13 protein-coding genes are annotated in these 16,549 nt (G+C 58.5%); 10 read left to right on the top strand and 3 right to left on the bottom strand.

Features of this window, described 5'->3' with window-relative positions; genetic code table 11:
- The first annotated feature begins 48 nt into the window (after nt 1–48).
- Together rapA and rluA are read left to right on the top strand one after the other, a co-directional pair.
- Nucleotides 49–2,955, top strand: a complete 2,907-nt coding sequence (rapA, locus tag ACKLKD_RS14240; protein ID WP_087805035.1) for an RNA polymerase-associated protein RapA — start codon at nt 49–51, stop codon at nt 2,953–2,955.
- A gap of 11 nt (nt 2,956–2,966) precedes the next feature.
- The gene (rluA, locus tag ACKLKD_RS14245) at nt 2,967–3,626 is read left to right on the top strand and encodes a bifunctional tRNA pseudouridine(32) synthase/23S rRNA pseudouridine(746) synthase RluA (protein ID WP_025711025.1); all 660 of its coding nucleotides are present in this window, start codon (nt 2,967–2,969) and stop codon (nt 3,624–3,626) included.
- Between the two features lie 74 nt (nt 3,627–3,700).
- On the opposite strand, the gene citX is transcribed toward rluA, so the two are convergent.
- Nucleotides 3,701–4,240 (bottom strand): citrate lyase holo-[acyl-carrier protein] synthase, encoded by a 540-nt coding sequence (gene citX, locus ACKLKD_RS14250; protein ID WP_002888347.1) that lies wholly within the window; start codon nt 4,238–4,240, stop codon nt 3,701–3,703.
- A 179-nt stretch (nt 4,241–4,419) separates the two neighbouring features.
- Entirely contained in the window at nt 4,420–5,784 is a 1,365-nt protein-coding gene (locus ACKLKD_RS14255) for a 2-hydroxycarboxylate transporter family protein (protein WP_025711026.1), read from the bottom strand.
- Between the two features lie 315 nt (nt 5,785–6,099).
- Here ACKLKD_RS14255 and ACKLKD_RS14260 point away from each other — a divergent pair, with 315 nt between their 5' ends.
- The gene (locus ACKLKD_RS14260; RefSeq protein ID WP_025711027.1) at nt 6,100–7,725 is read left to right on the top strand and encodes an ATP-binding protein; all 1,626 of its coding nucleotides are present in this window, start codon (nt 6,100–6,102) and stop codon (nt 7,723–7,725) included.
- The gene (locus ACKLKD_RS14265) at nt 7,715–8,413 is read left to right on the top strand and encodes a response regulator (RefSeq protein WP_025711028.1); all 699 of its coding nucleotides are present in this window, start codon (nt 7,715–7,717) and stop codon (nt 8,411–8,413) included. Before ACKLKD_RS14260 ends, ACKLKD_RS14265 begins: the two co-directional genes overlap by 11 nt.
- 33 nt (nt 8,414–8,446) lie before the next feature.
- Here ACKLKD_RS14265 and djlA read toward each other — a convergent pair whose 3' ends face one another.
- Nucleotides 8,447–9,274 (bottom strand): co-chaperone DjlA, encoded by an 828-nt coding sequence (djlA, locus tag ACKLKD_RS14270; RefSeq protein ID WP_025711029.1) that lies wholly within the window; start codon nt 9,272–9,274, stop codon nt 8,447–8,449.
- A 243-nt stretch (nt 9,275–9,517) separates the two neighbouring features.
- Between djlA and lptD the strand changes: the two genes are divergently transcribed.
- Genes lptD through apaH form a run of 6 tightly spaced genes read left to right on the top strand, consistent with a single transcriptional unit; the run spans nt 9,518 to nt 16,253 of the window.
- On the top strand, nt 9,518–11,866 hold the full coding sequence (gene lptD, locus ACKLKD_RS14275) for an LPS assembly protein LptD (protein WP_087805037.1): 2,349 nt from the start codon (nt 9,518–9,520) through the stop codon (nt 11,864–11,866).
- 54 nt (nt 11,867–11,920) lie between these two features.
- A complete protein-coding gene (surA, locus tag ACKLKD_RS14280) occupies nt 11,921–13,207 on the top strand; it encodes a peptidylprolyl isomerase SurA (RefSeq protein ID WP_025711031.1) in 1,287 nt (428 codons plus the stop codon).
- 5 nt (nt 13,208–13,212) lie between these two features.
- On the top strand, nt 13,213–14,202 hold the full coding sequence (gene pdxA / locus ACKLKD_RS14285; protein ID WP_080897866.1) for a 4-hydroxythreonine-4-phosphate dehydrogenase PdxA: 990 nt from the start codon (nt 13,213–13,215) through the stop codon (nt 14,200–14,202).
- On the top strand, nt 14,199–15,020 hold the full coding sequence (gene rsmA / locus ACKLKD_RS14290) for a 16S rRNA (adenine(1518)-N(6)/adenine(1519)-N(6))-dimethyltransferase RsmA (protein WP_004204275.1): 822 nt from the start codon (nt 14,199–14,201) through the stop codon (nt 15,018–15,020). The genes pdxA and rsmA overlap by 4 nt, the downstream gene beginning before the upstream one ends.
- Nucleotides 15,021–15,022: 2 nt before the next feature.
- A complete protein-coding gene (gene apaG / locus ACKLKD_RS14295) occupies nt 15,023–15,400 on the top strand; it encodes a Co2+/Mg2+ efflux protein ApaG (RefSeq protein WP_002888323.1) in 378 nt (125 codons plus the stop codon).
- A gap of 4 nt (nt 15,401–15,404) precedes the next feature.
- Nucleotides 15,405–16,253 (top strand): bis(5'-nucleosyl)-tetraphosphatase (symmetrical) ApaH, encoded by an 849-nt coding sequence (apaH, locus tag ACKLKD_RS14300; protein WP_080897867.1) that lies wholly within the window; start codon nt 15,405–15,407, stop codon nt 16,251–16,253.
- The last annotated feature ends 296 nt before the right edge of the window (nt 16,254–16,549 follow it).

The following is a 16,549-nucleotide window of genomic DNA, read 5'->3' on the forward strand; positions in this document are numbered from 1 at the left end:
GATGATCAACTATTGCCTGCAATTAAAGAACTAAAGAGCCGAACATATATGCCTTTTACACTTGGTCAACGCTGGATTAGCGACACAGAGAGCGAACTAGGATTAGGGACGGTGGTAGCGCTGGATGCGCGCATGGTCACTCTCCTTTTTCCCGCCATCGGCGAAAACCGTCTGTACTCTCGCAACGATTCCCCGATCACCCGCGTGATGTTTAACCCGGGCGACACCATCACCAGCCATGAAGGCTGGCAGCTCCACGTTGACAAAGTGAATGAAGAGAACGGGCTGCTGTCCTACACTGGCACCCGCCTGGACACCCAGGAAGCGAACGTCACCCTGCGTGAAGTGCTGCTCGACAGCAAACTGGTATTCAGCAAACCGCAGGACCGCCTGTTCGCCGGCCAAATCGACCGCATGGATCGCTTTGCCCTACGCTACCGCGCGCGCAAGTTCCAGAGCGAACAGTACCGCATGCCGTGGAGCGGCCTGCGCGGCCAGCGCACCAGCCTGATCCCGCACCAGCTGCATATCGCTCACGACGTGGGCCGTCGTCACGCGCCGCGCGTTCTGCTGGCGGACGAAGTGGGTCTCGGTAAAACCATCGAAGCCGGGATGATCCTGCACCAGCAGTTGCTCTCCGGCGCCGCCGAACGCGTGCTGATCGTGGTCCCGGAAACCCTCCAGCACCAGTGGCTGGTGGAGATGCTGCGCCGCTTCAACCTGCGCTTCTCGCTGTTCGACGACGAGCGCTACGCCGAAGCGCAGCACGACGCCTACAACCCGTTCGAAACCGAACAGCTGGTGATCTGCTCTTTAGACTTCGTGCGCCGCAGCAAGCAGCGCCTGGAGCACCTGTGCGACGCCGAGTGGGACCTGATGGTGGTCGACGAAGCGCACCACCTGGTGTGGAGCGAAGAGGCCCCGAGCCGAGAATATCAGGCCATTGAACAGCTGGCTGAACGCGTACCGGGCATCCTGCTGCTCACCGCGACGCCGGAACAGCTGGGTATGGAGAGCCACTTTGCGCGCCTGCGTCTGCTGGATCCAAACCGCTTCCACGATTTCGCGCAGTTTGTTGAAGAACAGCAGAATTACCGCCCGGTCGCCGACGCCGTCGCCCTGCTGCTGGCGGGCAACAAACTGAACGATAACGAACTCAACACCCTGGGCGACCTGATCGGCGAGCAGGATATCGAGCCGCTGCTGCAGGCCGCTAACAGCGATCGTGAAGATGCTCAGGCCGCACGCCAGGAGCTGGTTTCGATGCTGATGGACCGCCACGGCACCAGCCGGGTGCTGTTCCGTAATACCCGTAACGGCGTCAAAGGTTTCCCGAAACGCGAGCTGCACACCATTCGTCTGCCGCTGCCGACCCAGTACCAGACGGCCATCAAAGTGTCCGGCATTATGGGCGCGCGCAAAACCGCGGAAGAGCGCGCGCGCGACATGCTCTATCCGGAGCAGATCTATCAGGAATTTGAAGGTGATACCGGTACCTGGTGGAACTTCGACCCGCGCGTCGAGTGGCTGATGGGCTACCTGACCAGCCATCGCTCGCAGAAGGTGCTGGTAATCTGCGCCAAGGCCGCTACCGCGCTGCAGCTGGAGCAGGTGCTGCGCGAGCGCGAAGGTATCCGCGCCGCGGTGTTCCATGAAGGGATGTCGATTATCGAACGCGACCGCGCCGCGGCGTGGTTTGCCGAAGAAGACACCGGCGCCCAGGTGCTGCTGTGCTCCGAAATTGGCTCCGAAGGACGTAACTTCCAGTTCGCCAGCAACCTGGTGATGTTCGATCTGCCGTTTAACCCGGACCTGCTGGAGCAGCGTATCGGCCGTCTCGACCGTATCGGCCAGGCGCACGATATCCAGATCCATGTGCCGTACCTGGAAAAAACCGCGCAGTCGGTGCTGGTGCGCTGGTATCACGAAGGCCTCGACGCCTTCGAACATACCTGCCCGACCGGTCGCACCGTCTACGACAGCGTGCACGATGAACTGATCAACTATCTTGCGGCGCCGGAATCCACCGACGGCTTTGACGATCTGATCAAATCCTGCCGCCAACAGCATGATGCCCTGAAGGCGCAGCTGGAGCAGGGCCGCGACCGTCTGCTGGAGATCCACTCCAACGGCGGCGAGAAAGCCCAGGCCCTGGCGGAGAGCATCGAAGAGCAGGATGACGACACCAGCCTGATCGCTTTCTCGATGAACCTGTTCGATATCGTCGGCATCAACCAGGACGACCGCGGTGAAAACCTGATCGTCCTCACCCCTTCCGACCATATGCTGGTGCCGGATTTCCCGGGCCTGCCGGAAGACGGTTGCACCATCACCTTCGAGCGTGATGTGGCGCTGTCGCGTGAAGACGCGCAGTTCATCACCTGGGAACATCCCCTGATCCGCAACGGTCTGGACCTGATCCTTTCCGGCGATACCGGCAGCAGCACCATTTCGCTGCTGAAGAACAAGGCGCTGCCGGTCGGCACCCTGCTGCTGGAGCTGATCTACGTCGTCGAAGCGCAGGCGCCGAAACAGCTGCAGCTTAACCGCTTCCTGCCAGCGACCCCGGTTCGTCTGCTGCTGGATAAAAACGGCAACAACCTCGCCGGCCAGGTAGAGTTTGAAAGCTTCAACCGTCAGCTGAGCGCGGTCAACCGCCACACCGGCAGCAAGCTGGTCAATGCGGTGCAGCAGGACGTTCACGCCATTCTGCAGCAGGGCGAAGCGCAGATTGCCAAAGCAGCGCAGGCGCTGATCGACACCGCGCGTAACGAAGCCGATGACAAGCTGACGGCGGAACTGTCGCGTCTGGAAGCGCTGAAGGCGGTGAACCCGAACATCCGTGACGACGAACTGGCGGCTATCGAAAGCAACCGTCAGCAGGTGCTGGAGGCGCTGGGACAGGCCGGATGGCGTCTGGACGCGCTGCGTCTGATCGTCGTCACCCACCAGTAACGGAACGCGAAATGGCGATGGAAAACTACAATCCGCCGCAGGATCCCTGGCTGGTGATCTTGTATCAGGATGAGCACATCATGGTGGTCAACAAGCCAAGCGGCTTGTTGTCCGTGCCGGGTCGTCTTGATGAGCATAAAGACAGCGTGATGACGCGCATTCAGCGCGACTTCCCGCAGGCCGAATCGGTGCACCGCCTGGATATGGCCACCAGCGGCGTGATTGTGGTGGCGCTGAATAAGGCCGCGGAACGCGAACTGAAACGTCAGTTCCGCGAGCGCGAGCCGAAGAAGCAGTACGTCGCCCGCGTCTGGGGCCATCCGCAGCCGGCGGAAGGCCTGGTGGATTTACCGCTGATTTGCGACTGGCCGAACCGGCCAAAGCAGAAGGTGTGTTATGAAACCGGCAAAGCGGCGCAAACCGAGTATGAGGTGCTGGAGTACGCAGAGGACAACACCGCCCGCGTGCGTCTGAAGCCGATCACCGGACGCTCGCACCAGTTGCGCGTACATATGCTGGCGCTGGGGCATCCGATCCTTGGCGACCGCTTTTACGCCACCCCGGAGGCGCTGGCGATGGCCCCGCGCCTGCTGCTGCACGCCGAGACGCTCACCATCACCCACCCTGCCTACGGCAACGCGATGACTTTCCGCGCGCCGATCGACTTTTAACGCTCATACTTCGAGTTGCATGCGGGTTGGCTGCGTGCAACTCGGATTAGTGAGGGTACAGAAAACAATCCCGATTAATCGCGGGCGAACCACGCATCAATCATCTGCTCAACGCGCGCCACGACGAGATCGGTGTCATGGCGACGGCTGCGCGCGCAGGCGTGCGCCGGCTCATCGCACAGCAGGCAGCGGCGCTGCGACTCACCGAGCGACTGACGCCCCACCAGCCCATTCTGCGGACAGATCACATCGATATCCCACAGGCGTCCCAGCGGATGGCTCTGCTCCAGCGTACTGCACATCGCTTTGATTTCGCTGGCCGGGTGCGCCACGCACCACAGGGCTTCCGGTCCGGTCGGCAGCCACAGCACCTGGCGATCCAGCGTTTGCCAGCGGTGCTTCCACAGCAGCTGGTCGCAGGCCTGGAGGGCGACGCCCATCATGTTGCGATAGCGAATGCTGTCCTTCACCGCCCCCGGGGTTACCAGGGTCAGGGAAATAACAGGCTGCTGATAATGGGCCAGCCAGTCGGCCTGACGGGCCGCACGCTGCTCTTTCGCCGCCAGCAATGCGTCGATGCTGACGCCCGCCTGGGCGGGAGTATCCACTGACATTAATTCCTCTCCTACATATGATAAATGCGACAGCGCCTGGACTGTCATGATGATGGTTGCGATAGCCGATCGCGCGCTGATTGTAACGCTAAATGCGGAGCATTTAGGATACAGAACGCAGATATTTTCGGCGTTCTGTAGCGGAAAATAGCAGGTTTATCGCTGAGAGCAGCGTTAAATCACGCCAGATAGTGGCTGAGGAACAGTAGCGCCAGCGAGACATTTATCGCCCCGCCGATGCGGGTGGCGATCTGCGCGAACGGCATCAGGCTCATGCGGTTACCGGCGGTGAGGATCGCCACATCGCCGGTGCCGCCCTGCCCGCTCTGGCAACAGGAGACAATCGCCACATCGATCGGGTGCATCCCTATCTTTTTACCGACAAAGAAGCCGGTCGCCACCAGCGCAGAGACGGTACTGACGATCACCAGCAGGTTGGTGAAGGTGAAGGCGTTCACCAGCTCCTGCCACGGAGTGATCGCCACGCCGACGGCAAAGAGGATCGGATAGGTCACTGCGGTGCGGAAGAATTTATACACCATCTGCGATCCCTCCTGCAGACGCGGCGACACCACGTTAGCCAGCTTTAGCAGCACGGCGAGAAACAGCATCCCCACCGGCGCCGGCAGGCCAATCAGTTTGTGGCCAAGCATCCCCATCATATACAGCAGCACCGCCAACAGCGCGCCGGAGGCCAGGGTGCCGACGTCGGTTTTGCCGCTCACGCCTTCACTCTCGCCGAGGCTACGGGTTTCATAGCTGCGGTTCGGCATCAGCTGGCCTTCACCGGTGAGATGCGGGAAGCGCTTGCCGAGCTGGTTGAGGCAGCCGGAGATGACGATCGCCGTCAGGCTGCCGAGCATCACCATCGGCAATATCCGGCCCAGGGCCACGCCCTGCTCCATATGCATCAGCGCAGCGTAGCCCATCGACAGCGGGATCGCCCCTTCGCCTACGCCACCAGCCATGATCGGCAGCACGATAAAGAAGAACACCTGGAACGGCTCCATACCCAGCAGCGTGCCGACGCCGATGCCCACCAGCATGCCAACCACTTCGCCACACAGCATCGGGAAAAAGATCTTCAGGAAACCCTGAATCAGCGTGGTGCGGTTCATACTCATGATGCTGCCGACGATGATGCAGCAGATGTAGAGATAGAGGATGTTGGTGGATTTATAGAATTTGGTGGTGGATTCAACCACCACGTCCGGCAGCAGACCGTAGTGGACCAGCGCGGAAGGAATAAAGGTGGCGCAGATCGCCGCCGCGCCAAGTTTCCCCAGCACCGGCAGGCGCTTACCAAACTCGCCGCAGGCGAAGCCAAAGAAAGCCAGAGTGGCCACCATCACCACGATATCGCTCGGCAGTTTGCCGCCAAGGCAGTCGAGGGCAATCAGCCCCCCGGCCAGCAGAAACAGCGGCAGCGGGACGATGCCGACCTTCCAGTTATCCATAATGTGCCACCAGCGCTGCTTCAGCGTGGTTTTCGGCGTATTGATCGGTTCAAGGGTTGCAGAGAATGCATTGTCTGTGGTGCTCATAAATTCAGCCCTGTCGTTATTATTCATTTTCAGCGTAAAGGGACAGCGGCGTCGTTAATGTGAAGCTCCCCAGATTAAAAAAGAAGTTTTAATGGTCACTATGGTTTTTATGGTTTCTATTCGCCGAACCTCAAAGGAGTGATATATCTCTGATTTATTATCGTGGTTTTTATGGTTTTTATTTCCCGCCGCGTCTGATTTCCACTAGGGCCCTGCCAGCGCCTGCGCCGATGATCACAACTTTCCATTAACATTTACGTTACGTGACAGAAAAATGATAGAGTGCCGGGATGGTAAATACGCTGTTCGGGACCTATGAAATTATCTTTTCAATATAAGCTGTTTATTTCGCTGGTCGCTTTTTTCTCGGTCCTCTTTATCGCGCTCGGCATTTATTATTATTTTGACGCCAGCCGCCAGCTTTATCAGGAAATGAGCGCCCGGGCCAAAATTCAGGCCGAAGAGATAGCCCTGATGCCGAATTTACGCCAGCAGGTCAGCCAGCACGACCCGCAGGCGATTCGGGCGTTTATGCAGCAAATCGCCGCCCATAGCGATGCCAGCTTCATCGTTATCGGCGACCGACAGGGGGTACATCTGTTTCACTCCGTCCACCCGGAATGGGTTGGCACGCGGCTGGTCGGTGGCGACAACCAGGCGGTACTGGAGGGACACACCATCACCACCATTCGCAAAGGCGGCCTTGGCGTCTCGCTGCGCAGCAAAACGCCCATCGTCGATGACGAGGGGCAGGTGATCGGCATTGTCTCCGTGGGCTACCTGACCAGCTATCTTGACAGCATCACGCTGACCAAAGTGATCAATATTTTTATCGCTGCCGTCCTGCTGCTCATCGCCCTGTTTATCTTCTCCTGGTACTTTACCCGCAGCATCAAGAAGCAGATTTTTTCGCTCGAGCCACGGGAGATAGGTCTGCTGGTGCGCCAGCAAAAGGCGATGATGGAGTCGATCTTTGAAGGGGTGATCGTCATCGATCGCCAGCGGCGTATTGAGGTGATTAACCATGCCGCCCGCAGCCTGCTGGGGCTCAGCCAACCCGCCCGCCAGCTGCGAGGTCAGTCGATCGACAGCGTTATTTCACCACAGCCGTTTTTCGCCAGCGGCGACATGCTCGAGCGCGATACCCATGACGAACTGTGCCGCTTCAACCAGTTGACCGTGCTCGCCAGCCGGGTGCGCATTATGCTGGAGAACACGCTGCAGGGCTGGGTGATCACCTTCCGCGATCGCAACGAAATCAATGCCCTCACCGCCCAGCTCAGCCAGGTGAAGCGCTATGTCGACAATTTGCGCATCATGCGCCACGAGCAGCTCAACCGGATGACCACCCTCTCCGGCCTGCTGCATATGGGCCACTACGACGAAGCGATCCGCTATATTCAGGCCCAGTCGGAGCATGCCCAGGAGCTACTGGACTTTATCTCCTCGCACTTCCAGTCGCCGACGCTGTGCGGCCTGCTGCTTGGCAAAGCCACCCGCGCCCGCGAAAAAGGCGTGGCCCTGAGCTTCGACCCGGCCTGCCGTATCGACCGTCCGTTGCCGTCGCTGATGGAATCTGAACTGATCTCCATCATTGGCAACCTGCTGGATAACGCCATCGAAGCCACGCAGCGCGCTGATCTTCCGCACGAGCCGGTGGAAGTGCTGATTCAGCTCAACGCCCGGGAGCTGATCATCGAAGTGGCCGACCGCGGCGTCGGCATCCGTCCCGATATTCGCGACCGCATTTTTGAACGCGGCGTCACCACCAAGACCCGTGGCGATCACGGTATTGGTTTGTATCTTATAGAACATTATGTCACTCAGGCGGGCGGCACTATCGAAGTCGCCGATAACGCGCCGCGGGGAACGATCTTCACCCTGTTTATCCCGGCCGACGCCCCAGCCTGTCCGCAAACGGAGGCCCACGATGCATCATGACCTGGTCGATGTGCTAATCATTGAAGATGAGAGCGAGCTGGCGCGCCTGCACGCCGAGCTTGTGCAGAAACACCCGCGCCTGCGGCTGGCAGGCATGGCGGCCTCCCTCGCCCAGGCGCGGCAGTTGCTCCACGCCACGCCGCCCCAGCTGGTGCTGCTGGATAACTATTTGCCGGACGGCAAAGGGGTAACGCTGATGACCGACCCGGCGCTGGCGACCAGCCATTGCTCGGTGATCTTTATCACCGCCGCCAGCGATATGGAAACCTGCAGCCTGGCGATCCGCAACGGCGCCTTCGACTATATCCTTAAGCCGGTGTCATGGAAGCGACTGAGCCAGTCACTGGAGCGCTTTATCCAGTTCTACGATCAGCAGCGAGAATGGAAAATCGTCGATCAGCAGAACGTCGATTCTCTCTATCAACTGCAGGCGAAGAACTATCGCGTGGACAACGGCAGCAAGGGCATTGAAGAGAAGACGCTGGCGCTGGTGCAGGGGCTATTTCGCGGCCGGGAAGGGCACTGCTTTTCCGTCGATGAAGTGGTCAGCGCCGCCGGACTCAGCAAAACCACCGCCCGCCGCTATCTCGAACACGGCGTTGAAACCGGCTTTCTGGAGGTGGAAATGCAGTACGGTAAAATCGGCCATCCACGGCGGCTGTACCGCCGCGCCCAGGCCAAAAGCTAGAGGCCCCTCGCCGAACGGGAGGGGCGGGAAAACTCAGAAGCCGCGCTGCTCTTTGATCAGTTCCCAGGCCTTCTGGATCTCCTGAGCCTTCTGTTTGGCCATCTCCATCATCTCCGGCGGCAACCCTTTCGCCACCAGCTTGTCCGGATGGTGCTCGTTCATCAGCTTACGATAGGCGCGCTTTACCGTCGCCGCGTCATCGGTCGGTTTCACCCCCAGCACATTGCAAGCATCTTGCAGCGTTGGCCCACGCTGCGCCTGCTGCCAGCCGGCGTTACCGCCCCGCTGACCATACGATTGCTGCTGCGAACCGCCGCCAAACTGGGCGCCGCCCTGCATCATTCGCAGGAACTGATCGAACTGGGCGCGGGAGATGCCGAGCTCATCGGCGATGACGAACAGCACTTCGCGTTCGTTAGGGTGCAATTCGCCATCGGCGAACGCCGCCTGCAGCTGAATTTCCAGAAACATCCGAATCAAATCGAAGCGGCCAAAACAGACGCTGCGCAGCTGACGCATCTTCTCGCGCAGCGGATAGTTGTCGGCCTTACCATCGCGGAACGCCTGCTGCGCCGCCGTGCGCGAGGCGCCGTGCAGGTTCATCCGATCCATCAGCACATTGGCGACATGAATATCCGCTTCGGTGACGCGCCCCTTGGATTTGGTCAGATGCCCCATCACTTCAAAGGTGGTGGAAAAGAAGAGCGACTGGCGCTCCTGTTGATTGGCGAAGAGATTCAACCGGCGGCTGCGCGCCCGGTCAAACATATGGCCGACCAGGAAGCCGAGCACCACGCCCCAGAACCCACCGCCCATCAGCAAAGCCACTGCCACGCCAATCACTTTACCCAAATACTGCATAGACTCCCCAACTGTTTGTCGCCGTTAAGCTCGAATATGACCGCACGTTAACCGGCACTCGCGCCTCGGTCAATTGTGGGACATAGCCTATAATTTGCTTTATCATACTCGTCATTCAACAGGGTGCCTAACGCTCGGGCCCGAAACGGGCAGGATTAACACTAGCGTGATAAAGTTGAGTAAGTTAGGCTCTGACCGTTTGCAAGCCGCTGCCACAAGATGATGGAACAATAAATACAACGTATGAAAAAACGTATTCCCAGCCTCCTGGCTACGATGATTGCCAGCGCCTTGTATAGCCAACAAGGCCTCGCTGCCGATCTCGCAACGCAATGTATGCTTGGCGTGCCAAGCTTTGATCGTCCGCTCGTGGAAGGGCGGCCTGGCGATCTGCCGGTGACGATTAACGCCGATCATGCGAAGGGCAACTACCCGGATAATGCCGTCTTCACTGGCAACGTCGATATTAACCAGGGGAATAGCCGTCTACGAGCCGACGAAGTTCAGTTGCATCAGCAGCAGGCCGCAGGCCAGGCGCAACCGGTGCGAACGGTGGATGCGTTGGGCAACGTCCATTACGACGATAACCAGGTGATCCTTAAAGGGCCAAAAGCCTGGTCGAATCTGAACACCAAAGACACCAACGTCTGGCAGGGTGATTATCAAATGGTCGGCCGCCAGGGACGCGGTACCGCGGACCTGATGAAACAGCGCGGCGAAAATCGCTATACCATTCTGGAAAACGGCAGCTTTACCTCCTGTCTGCCGGGCTCCGACACCTGGAGCGTCGTGGGCAGCGAAGTCATCCACGACCGTGAGGAACAGGTCGCCGAGATCTGGAACGCCCGCTTTAAGCTTGGCTCCGTGCCAATCTTCTACAGTCCCTACCTGCAGCTGCCGGTGGGCGATAAGCGTCGTTCTGGCTTCCTGATCCCGAACGCCAAATACAGCACCAAAAACGGTGTGGAATTCTCCCTGCCGTACTACTGGAATATCGCGCCGAACTTCGATGCCACTATCACCCCGCACTATATGAACAAACGCGGCGGCGTGATGTGGGAAAACGAATTCCGCTACCTGACCCATCTCGGCAGCGGCTTAACCGAATTCGACTACCTGCCGTCGGATAAAGTCTATGAAGACGACCACTCCAAAGACAGCAACAGCCGCCGCTGGTTGTTCTACTGGAACCACTCCGGGGTTATCGATCAGGTCTGGCGTCTGAACGCTGACTACACCAAGGTTAGCGATCCTGACTACTTCAGCGACTTCAGCTCGAAATATGGCTCCAGTACCGACGGCTACGCCACACAGAAGTTCAGCGCCGGTTACGTCAATCAAAACTTTGACGCCACCGTATCGACCAAGCAGTTCCAGGTCTTTGACCGGGAATCGAGCAACTCCTATTCGGCTCAGCCGCAGCTGGACGTCAACTACTACCAGAATGATGTCGGTCCGTTCGATACCCATCTGTACGGCCAGGTTGCCCATTTTGTTAACTCCAATAACAACATGCCAGAAGCCACCCGCGTTCACTTCGAACCGACGATCAACCTGCCGCTGTCCAACGGCTGGGGTAGCCTGAATACTGAAGCCAAGCTGCTGGCGACCCACTACCAGCAGAGCAACCTCGATAAGTACAATGCGGCCAACGGCACCGACTATAAAGAGTCCGTCAGCCGCGTGATGCCGCAGTTTAAAGTCGACGGTAAAATGGTCTTTGAACGCGATCTGCAGGAGGGGTTCACCCAAACGCTGGAACCGCGTATGCAGTATCTCTACGTACCGTACCGCGATCAGAGTGAAATCGGCAGCTACGACTCTACGCTGTTGCAGTCAGACTATAGCGGTCTGTTCCGCGACCGCACCTACAGTGGTCTGGACCGCATTGCGTCGGCCAACCAGGTCTCCACCGGGATCACCTCCCGCGTGTATGATGCCGCCGCCGTGGAACGTTTTAATATTTCCGTTGGTCAAATCTACTACTTCACCGAATCACGCACCGGTGATGACAACATCAACTGGGAGAACAACGACACCACGGGCTCACTGGTCTGGGCTGGCGATACTTACTGGCGCATTACCGATGACTGGGGCTTGCGCGGGGGGATCCAGTACGATACGCGTCTGGATAACGTCGCCACCGGTAACGGCACCATTGAATACCGTCGGGATGAGAACCGCCTGGTCCAGCTTAACTATCGTTACGCCAGCCCGGAATATATTCAGGCCACACTGCCATCGTATTCCACGGCTGAACAATACAAACAGGGTATTTCGCAGGTGGGGATGACCGCCAGCTGGCCGATCGTCGATCGCTGGTCCGTGGTCGGGGCATACTACTACGATACCAATACCCGGAAAGCAGCAAACCAGATGTTAGGTGTCCAGTATAACTCCTGCTGCTACGCCATCCGTCTTGGCTACGAACGTAAAGTCAACGGCTGGGATAGCAACAACAACGGCGGCGAGAGCAAATACGATAACACCTTCGGAATCAATATCGAATTGCGCGGTCTGAGCTCTAACTACGGCCTCGGCACCCAGCAGATGCTGCGTTCGAACATTTTACCGTACCAGAGCTCCCTGTGATGCGGCTGGTTTACAACATCATCCGCATTTGCGGTTAATCGAAATGGAAAAAGTATGAAGAACTGGAAAACGCTGCTTCTCGGTATCGCCATGATCGCGAATACCAGTTTCGCTGCCCCCCAGGTGGTCGATAAAGTAGCGGCCGTCGTCAATAATGGCGTCGTGCTGGAAAGCGACGTCGATGGTTTGATGCAATCGGTTAAGCTCAACGCTGGCCAGGCTGGCCAACAGTTGCCGGATGACGCCACCCTGCGCCATCAAATCCTCGAAAGACTGATCATGGACCAGATCGTATTACAGATGGGGCAGAAGATGGGCGTGAAGGTCTCTGACGACCAGCTCGACCAGGCTATCGCCAACATCGCCAAACAAAACAATATGACCATGGATCAGATGCGCAGCCGTCTGGCCTATGAAGGCATCAACTACAACACCTACCGTAACCAGATCCGTAAAGAGATGCTGATTTCGGAAGTGCGTAACAATGAAGTGCGTCGTCGCATCACCGTGCTGCCACAGGAAGTGGAAGCGCTGGCAAAACAGATCGGCGACCAGAACGATGCCAGCACCGAGCTCAACCTGAGCCACATCCTGATCCCGCTGCCGGAAAACCCGACCTCTGACGAAGTCGCCGCAGCCCAGGAGCAAGCAAACTCCATCGTTGAGCAAGCGCGTAGCGGTGCGAACTTCGGCAAACTGGCTATCACCTACTCCGCTGACCAACAGGCGCTGAAGGGCGGCCAGATGGGCTGGGGCCGTATCCAGGAGCTGCCGGGTATTTTCGCTCAGGCGTTAAGCACGGCGAAGAAAGGGGATATCGTCGGTCCGATTCGTTCCGGCGTTGGCTTCCACATTCTGAAAGTGAACGACCTGCGCGGTGGTACCCAGAATATCTCCGTCACCGAAGTTCACGCCCGTCATATTCTGCTTAAGCCGTCACCGATCATGAACGATGCCCAGGCTCAGGCTAAGCTGGAACAGATCGCCGCCGAGATTAAGAGCGGGAAAATCACGTTTGCTCAAGCGGCGAAAACCTATTCTGAAGATCCGGGCTCGGCAAACCAGGGCGGTGATTTAGGCTGGGCCACTCCAGACATCTTCGACCCGGCATTCCGCGATGCGCTGATGCGTCTGAACAAAGGGCAGACCAGCGGACCGGTGCACTCCTCCTTTGGCTGGCATCTGATCGAACTGCTGGATAGCCGTCAGGTTGACAGAACGGATGCCGCGCAGAAAGATCGTGCTTACCGCATGCTGATGAACCGCAAATTCTCTGAAGAAGCGGCAACCTGGATGCAGGAACAGCGCGCCAGTGCGTACGTTAAAATTCTGAGCAACTAATATCGATGCCTGAAACCCGTAAAGTTGTTATCACTCCCGGCGAACCCGCCGGGATTGGCCCTGACCTGGTCGTGCAGCTTGCCCAGCGCGACTGGCCAGTTGAGCTGGTGATCTGCGCCGATGGCGCCCTGTTAACTGACCGAGCCCAGCGGCTCGGTCTTCCTTTATCTCTCCTGCCATACGATCCTGCGCAACCGCCCGTCCCGCAGCGTGCCGGTACCCTGACGCTGCTGAACGTGCCGCTGAACGTTCCGGCGGAACCCGGCGTGCTGAACGTGCAAAACGGCGCCTACGTAGTGGAGACGCTGGCGCGCGCCTGCGACGGCTGTCTGAACGGTGAATTTGCGGCGTTAGTGACCGGCCCGGTGCACAAAGGCAACATCAACGACTCTGGCATCGCCTTTACCGGCCATACCGAGTTCTTTGAAGAACGTGCCCAGGCCAGCAAAGTGGTAATGATGCTGGCGACAGAAGAGCTGCGGGTGGCGCTGGTCACCACCCATTTGCCGTTAAAAGCCATCAGCGAAGCGATTACACCCGACCTGCTGCGCGAGATCATCACCATCCTCGATCACGACCTGCGCACAAAGTTCGGTATTGCCCAGCCGCACGTACTGGTTTGCGGGCTTAACCCGCACGCCGGCGAAGGCGGCCATATGGGAACGGAAGAGATAGAGACCATCATTCCGGTACTGGAAGAGATGCGCGCAAAGGGGATGCACCTCAGCGGTCCGCTGCCGGCAGACACCCTCTTCCAGCCGAAATATCTTGATCATGCCGATGCGGTACTCGCGATGTACCACGATCAGGGCCTGCCCGTGCTAAAATACCAGGGCTTTGGCCGCGGCGTGAACATTACGCTCGGTTTACCTTTTATTCGTACCTCCGTTGACCACGGCACCGCGCTGGAATTAGCCGGCCAGGGGAAAGCGGACGTCGGCAGTTTTATCACGGCGCTTAATCTCGCCATCAAAATGATTGTTAATACCCAATGAATAATCGAGTCCATCAGGGCCACTTAGCCCGTAAACGCTTCGGGCAGAACTTCCTCAACGATCAGTTTGTGATCGACAGCATCGTCTCGGCGATTAATCCGCAGAAAGGCCAGGCGATGGTTGAAATCGGCCCCGGTCTGGCAGCACTCACCGAGCCGGTCGGCGAACGTCTGGATCAGCTGACCGTTATCGAGCTGGACCGCGATCTGGCCGCCCGCCTGCAGACGCATCCGTTCCTCGGACCGAAGCTGACTATTTATCAGCAGGATGCGATGACCATGAACTTCGGCGAACTGGCGGAGAAAATGGGCCAGCCGCTGCGCGTCTTCGGCAACCTGCCATACAATATATCGACCCCGCTGATGTTCCATCTGTTCAGCTATACTGATGCCATTGCCGATATGCACTTTATGCTGCAGAAGGAAGTGGTGAATCGTCTGGTTGCCGGACCGAACAGTAAGGCGTATGGTCGATTAAGCGTAATGGCGCAATATTATTGCCAGGTGATCCCGGTGCTCGAAGTGCCGCCAAGCGCGTTTACCCCACCGCCTAAGGTCGACTCCGCGGTGGTACGCCTGGTGCCGCACAGCACCATGCCGTATCCGGTCAAAGAGATCCGGGTGCTGAGCCGCATCACCACCGAAGCGTTCAACCAGCGCCGCAAGACCATCCGCAACAGTCTCGGCAATCTGTTCAGCGTGGAAGTGCTGACCGAGCTGGGCATTGACCCGGCTATGCGCGCAGAAAATATTTCCGTGGCGCAGTACTGCCAGATGGCCAACTGGCTGTCTGACAATCTGCCATCGAAGGAGAGCTAACCATGATTCATTCGCCCCGGGTGTGTGTCCAGGTACAGAGCGTCTATATCGAATCGCAGTCTTCCCCGGAAGAAGAGCGCTATGTCTTCGCTTACACCGTCACCATTCGCAACCTGGGGCGGAGTCAGGTTCAGCTGCTTGGCCGCTACTGGCTCATCACTAACGGCCACGGTCGTGAGACTGAAGTTCAGGGTGAAGGGGTGGTCGGCGAGCAACCGCATATTCCCGCCGGCGGTGAATATCAATATACCAGCGGCGCAGTCATTGAAACGCCGCTGGGAACCATGCAGGGTCATTATGAGATGATCGATATCGACGGCGCGCCGTTCCGTATCGAGATCCCTGTGTTCCGTCTCGCAGTTCCAACGCTCATTCATTAAAACAATGTCAACATACCTTATTGGCGACGTTCACGGTTGCTACGATGAACTGATCGCATTATTAGCGCAGGTTAAATTCGACCCGAGCACCGACATGTTATGGCTCACCGGCGATCTGGTGGCCCGTGGCCCGGGGTCGCTGGAGGTCCTGCGCTATGTCAAATCTCTGGGCGACAGCGTGCGACTGGTGCTGGGCAACCATGACTTACACCTGCTGGCGGTCTTTGCCGGTATTAGCCGCAACAAGCCAAAGGATCGTCTGAAACCACTGCTGGAAGCGCCGGATGCCGATGAGCTGCTCAACTGGCTGCGTCGCCAGCCGCTGCTGCAGGTGGATGAAGAGAAAAAGCTGGTGATGGCCCATGCCGGCATCACGCCGCAGTGGGATCTGGAGACCGCCCAGCAGTGCGCACGCGATGTTGAAGCGGTACTCTCCAGCGACTCCTATCCTTTCTTCTTGGATGCCATGTACGGCGACATGCCGAACCACTGGAGCAACGAGCTGAGCGGGCTGGCGCGCCTGCGCTTTATCTCTAACGCCTTTACCCGCATGCGCTACTGCTTCCCGAACGGCCAGCTGGATATGTATTCGAAAGAAGCGCCCGAGGACGCCCCGGCGCCGCTGAAGCCGTGGTTTGCCATTCCGGGCCCGGTGAGCAGTGCGTACAGTATTGCCTTTGGGCATTGGGCTTCGCTGGAGGGACGCGGCACGCCGGAGGGGATTTACGCCCTGGATACCGGCTGCTGCTGGGGCGGGGAACTCACCTGCCTGCGCTGGGAAGATAAGCAGTACTTCACCCAGCCGTCGAACCGCCAGAAAAGCCTCGACGAAGGGGAAGCCGTTGCGTCCTGAGTCTTCCCGGATGGTGGCGTGTTGCGCCTTATCCGGGCTACATTTCCTTGCGATTTGTCGCCCGGGCAGTGCTCCCGAAAGACGAAGCCCGCGACGGGAAATATGATGCAGTCCCGTAGGCCCGCGCAAGCGCAGCGCCGCCGGGCAAGAACTGCGGGCGCGAAGCCACTTTTGTGTCGGGTGGCGGCTAACGCCTTATCCGACCTACATTTCCGTGCGGGAACATGACGCAGTCCCGTAGGCCCGCGCAAGCGCAGCGCCGCCGGGCAAGAACTGCGGGCGCGAAGCCACTTTTG

It is taken from the genome of Klebsiella sp. 10982 (assembly GCF_048589245.1).
Taxonomy (GTDB): domain Bacteria; phylum Pseudomonadota; class Gammaproteobacteria; order Enterobacterales; family Enterobacteriaceae; genus Klebsiella; species Klebsiella quasivariicola.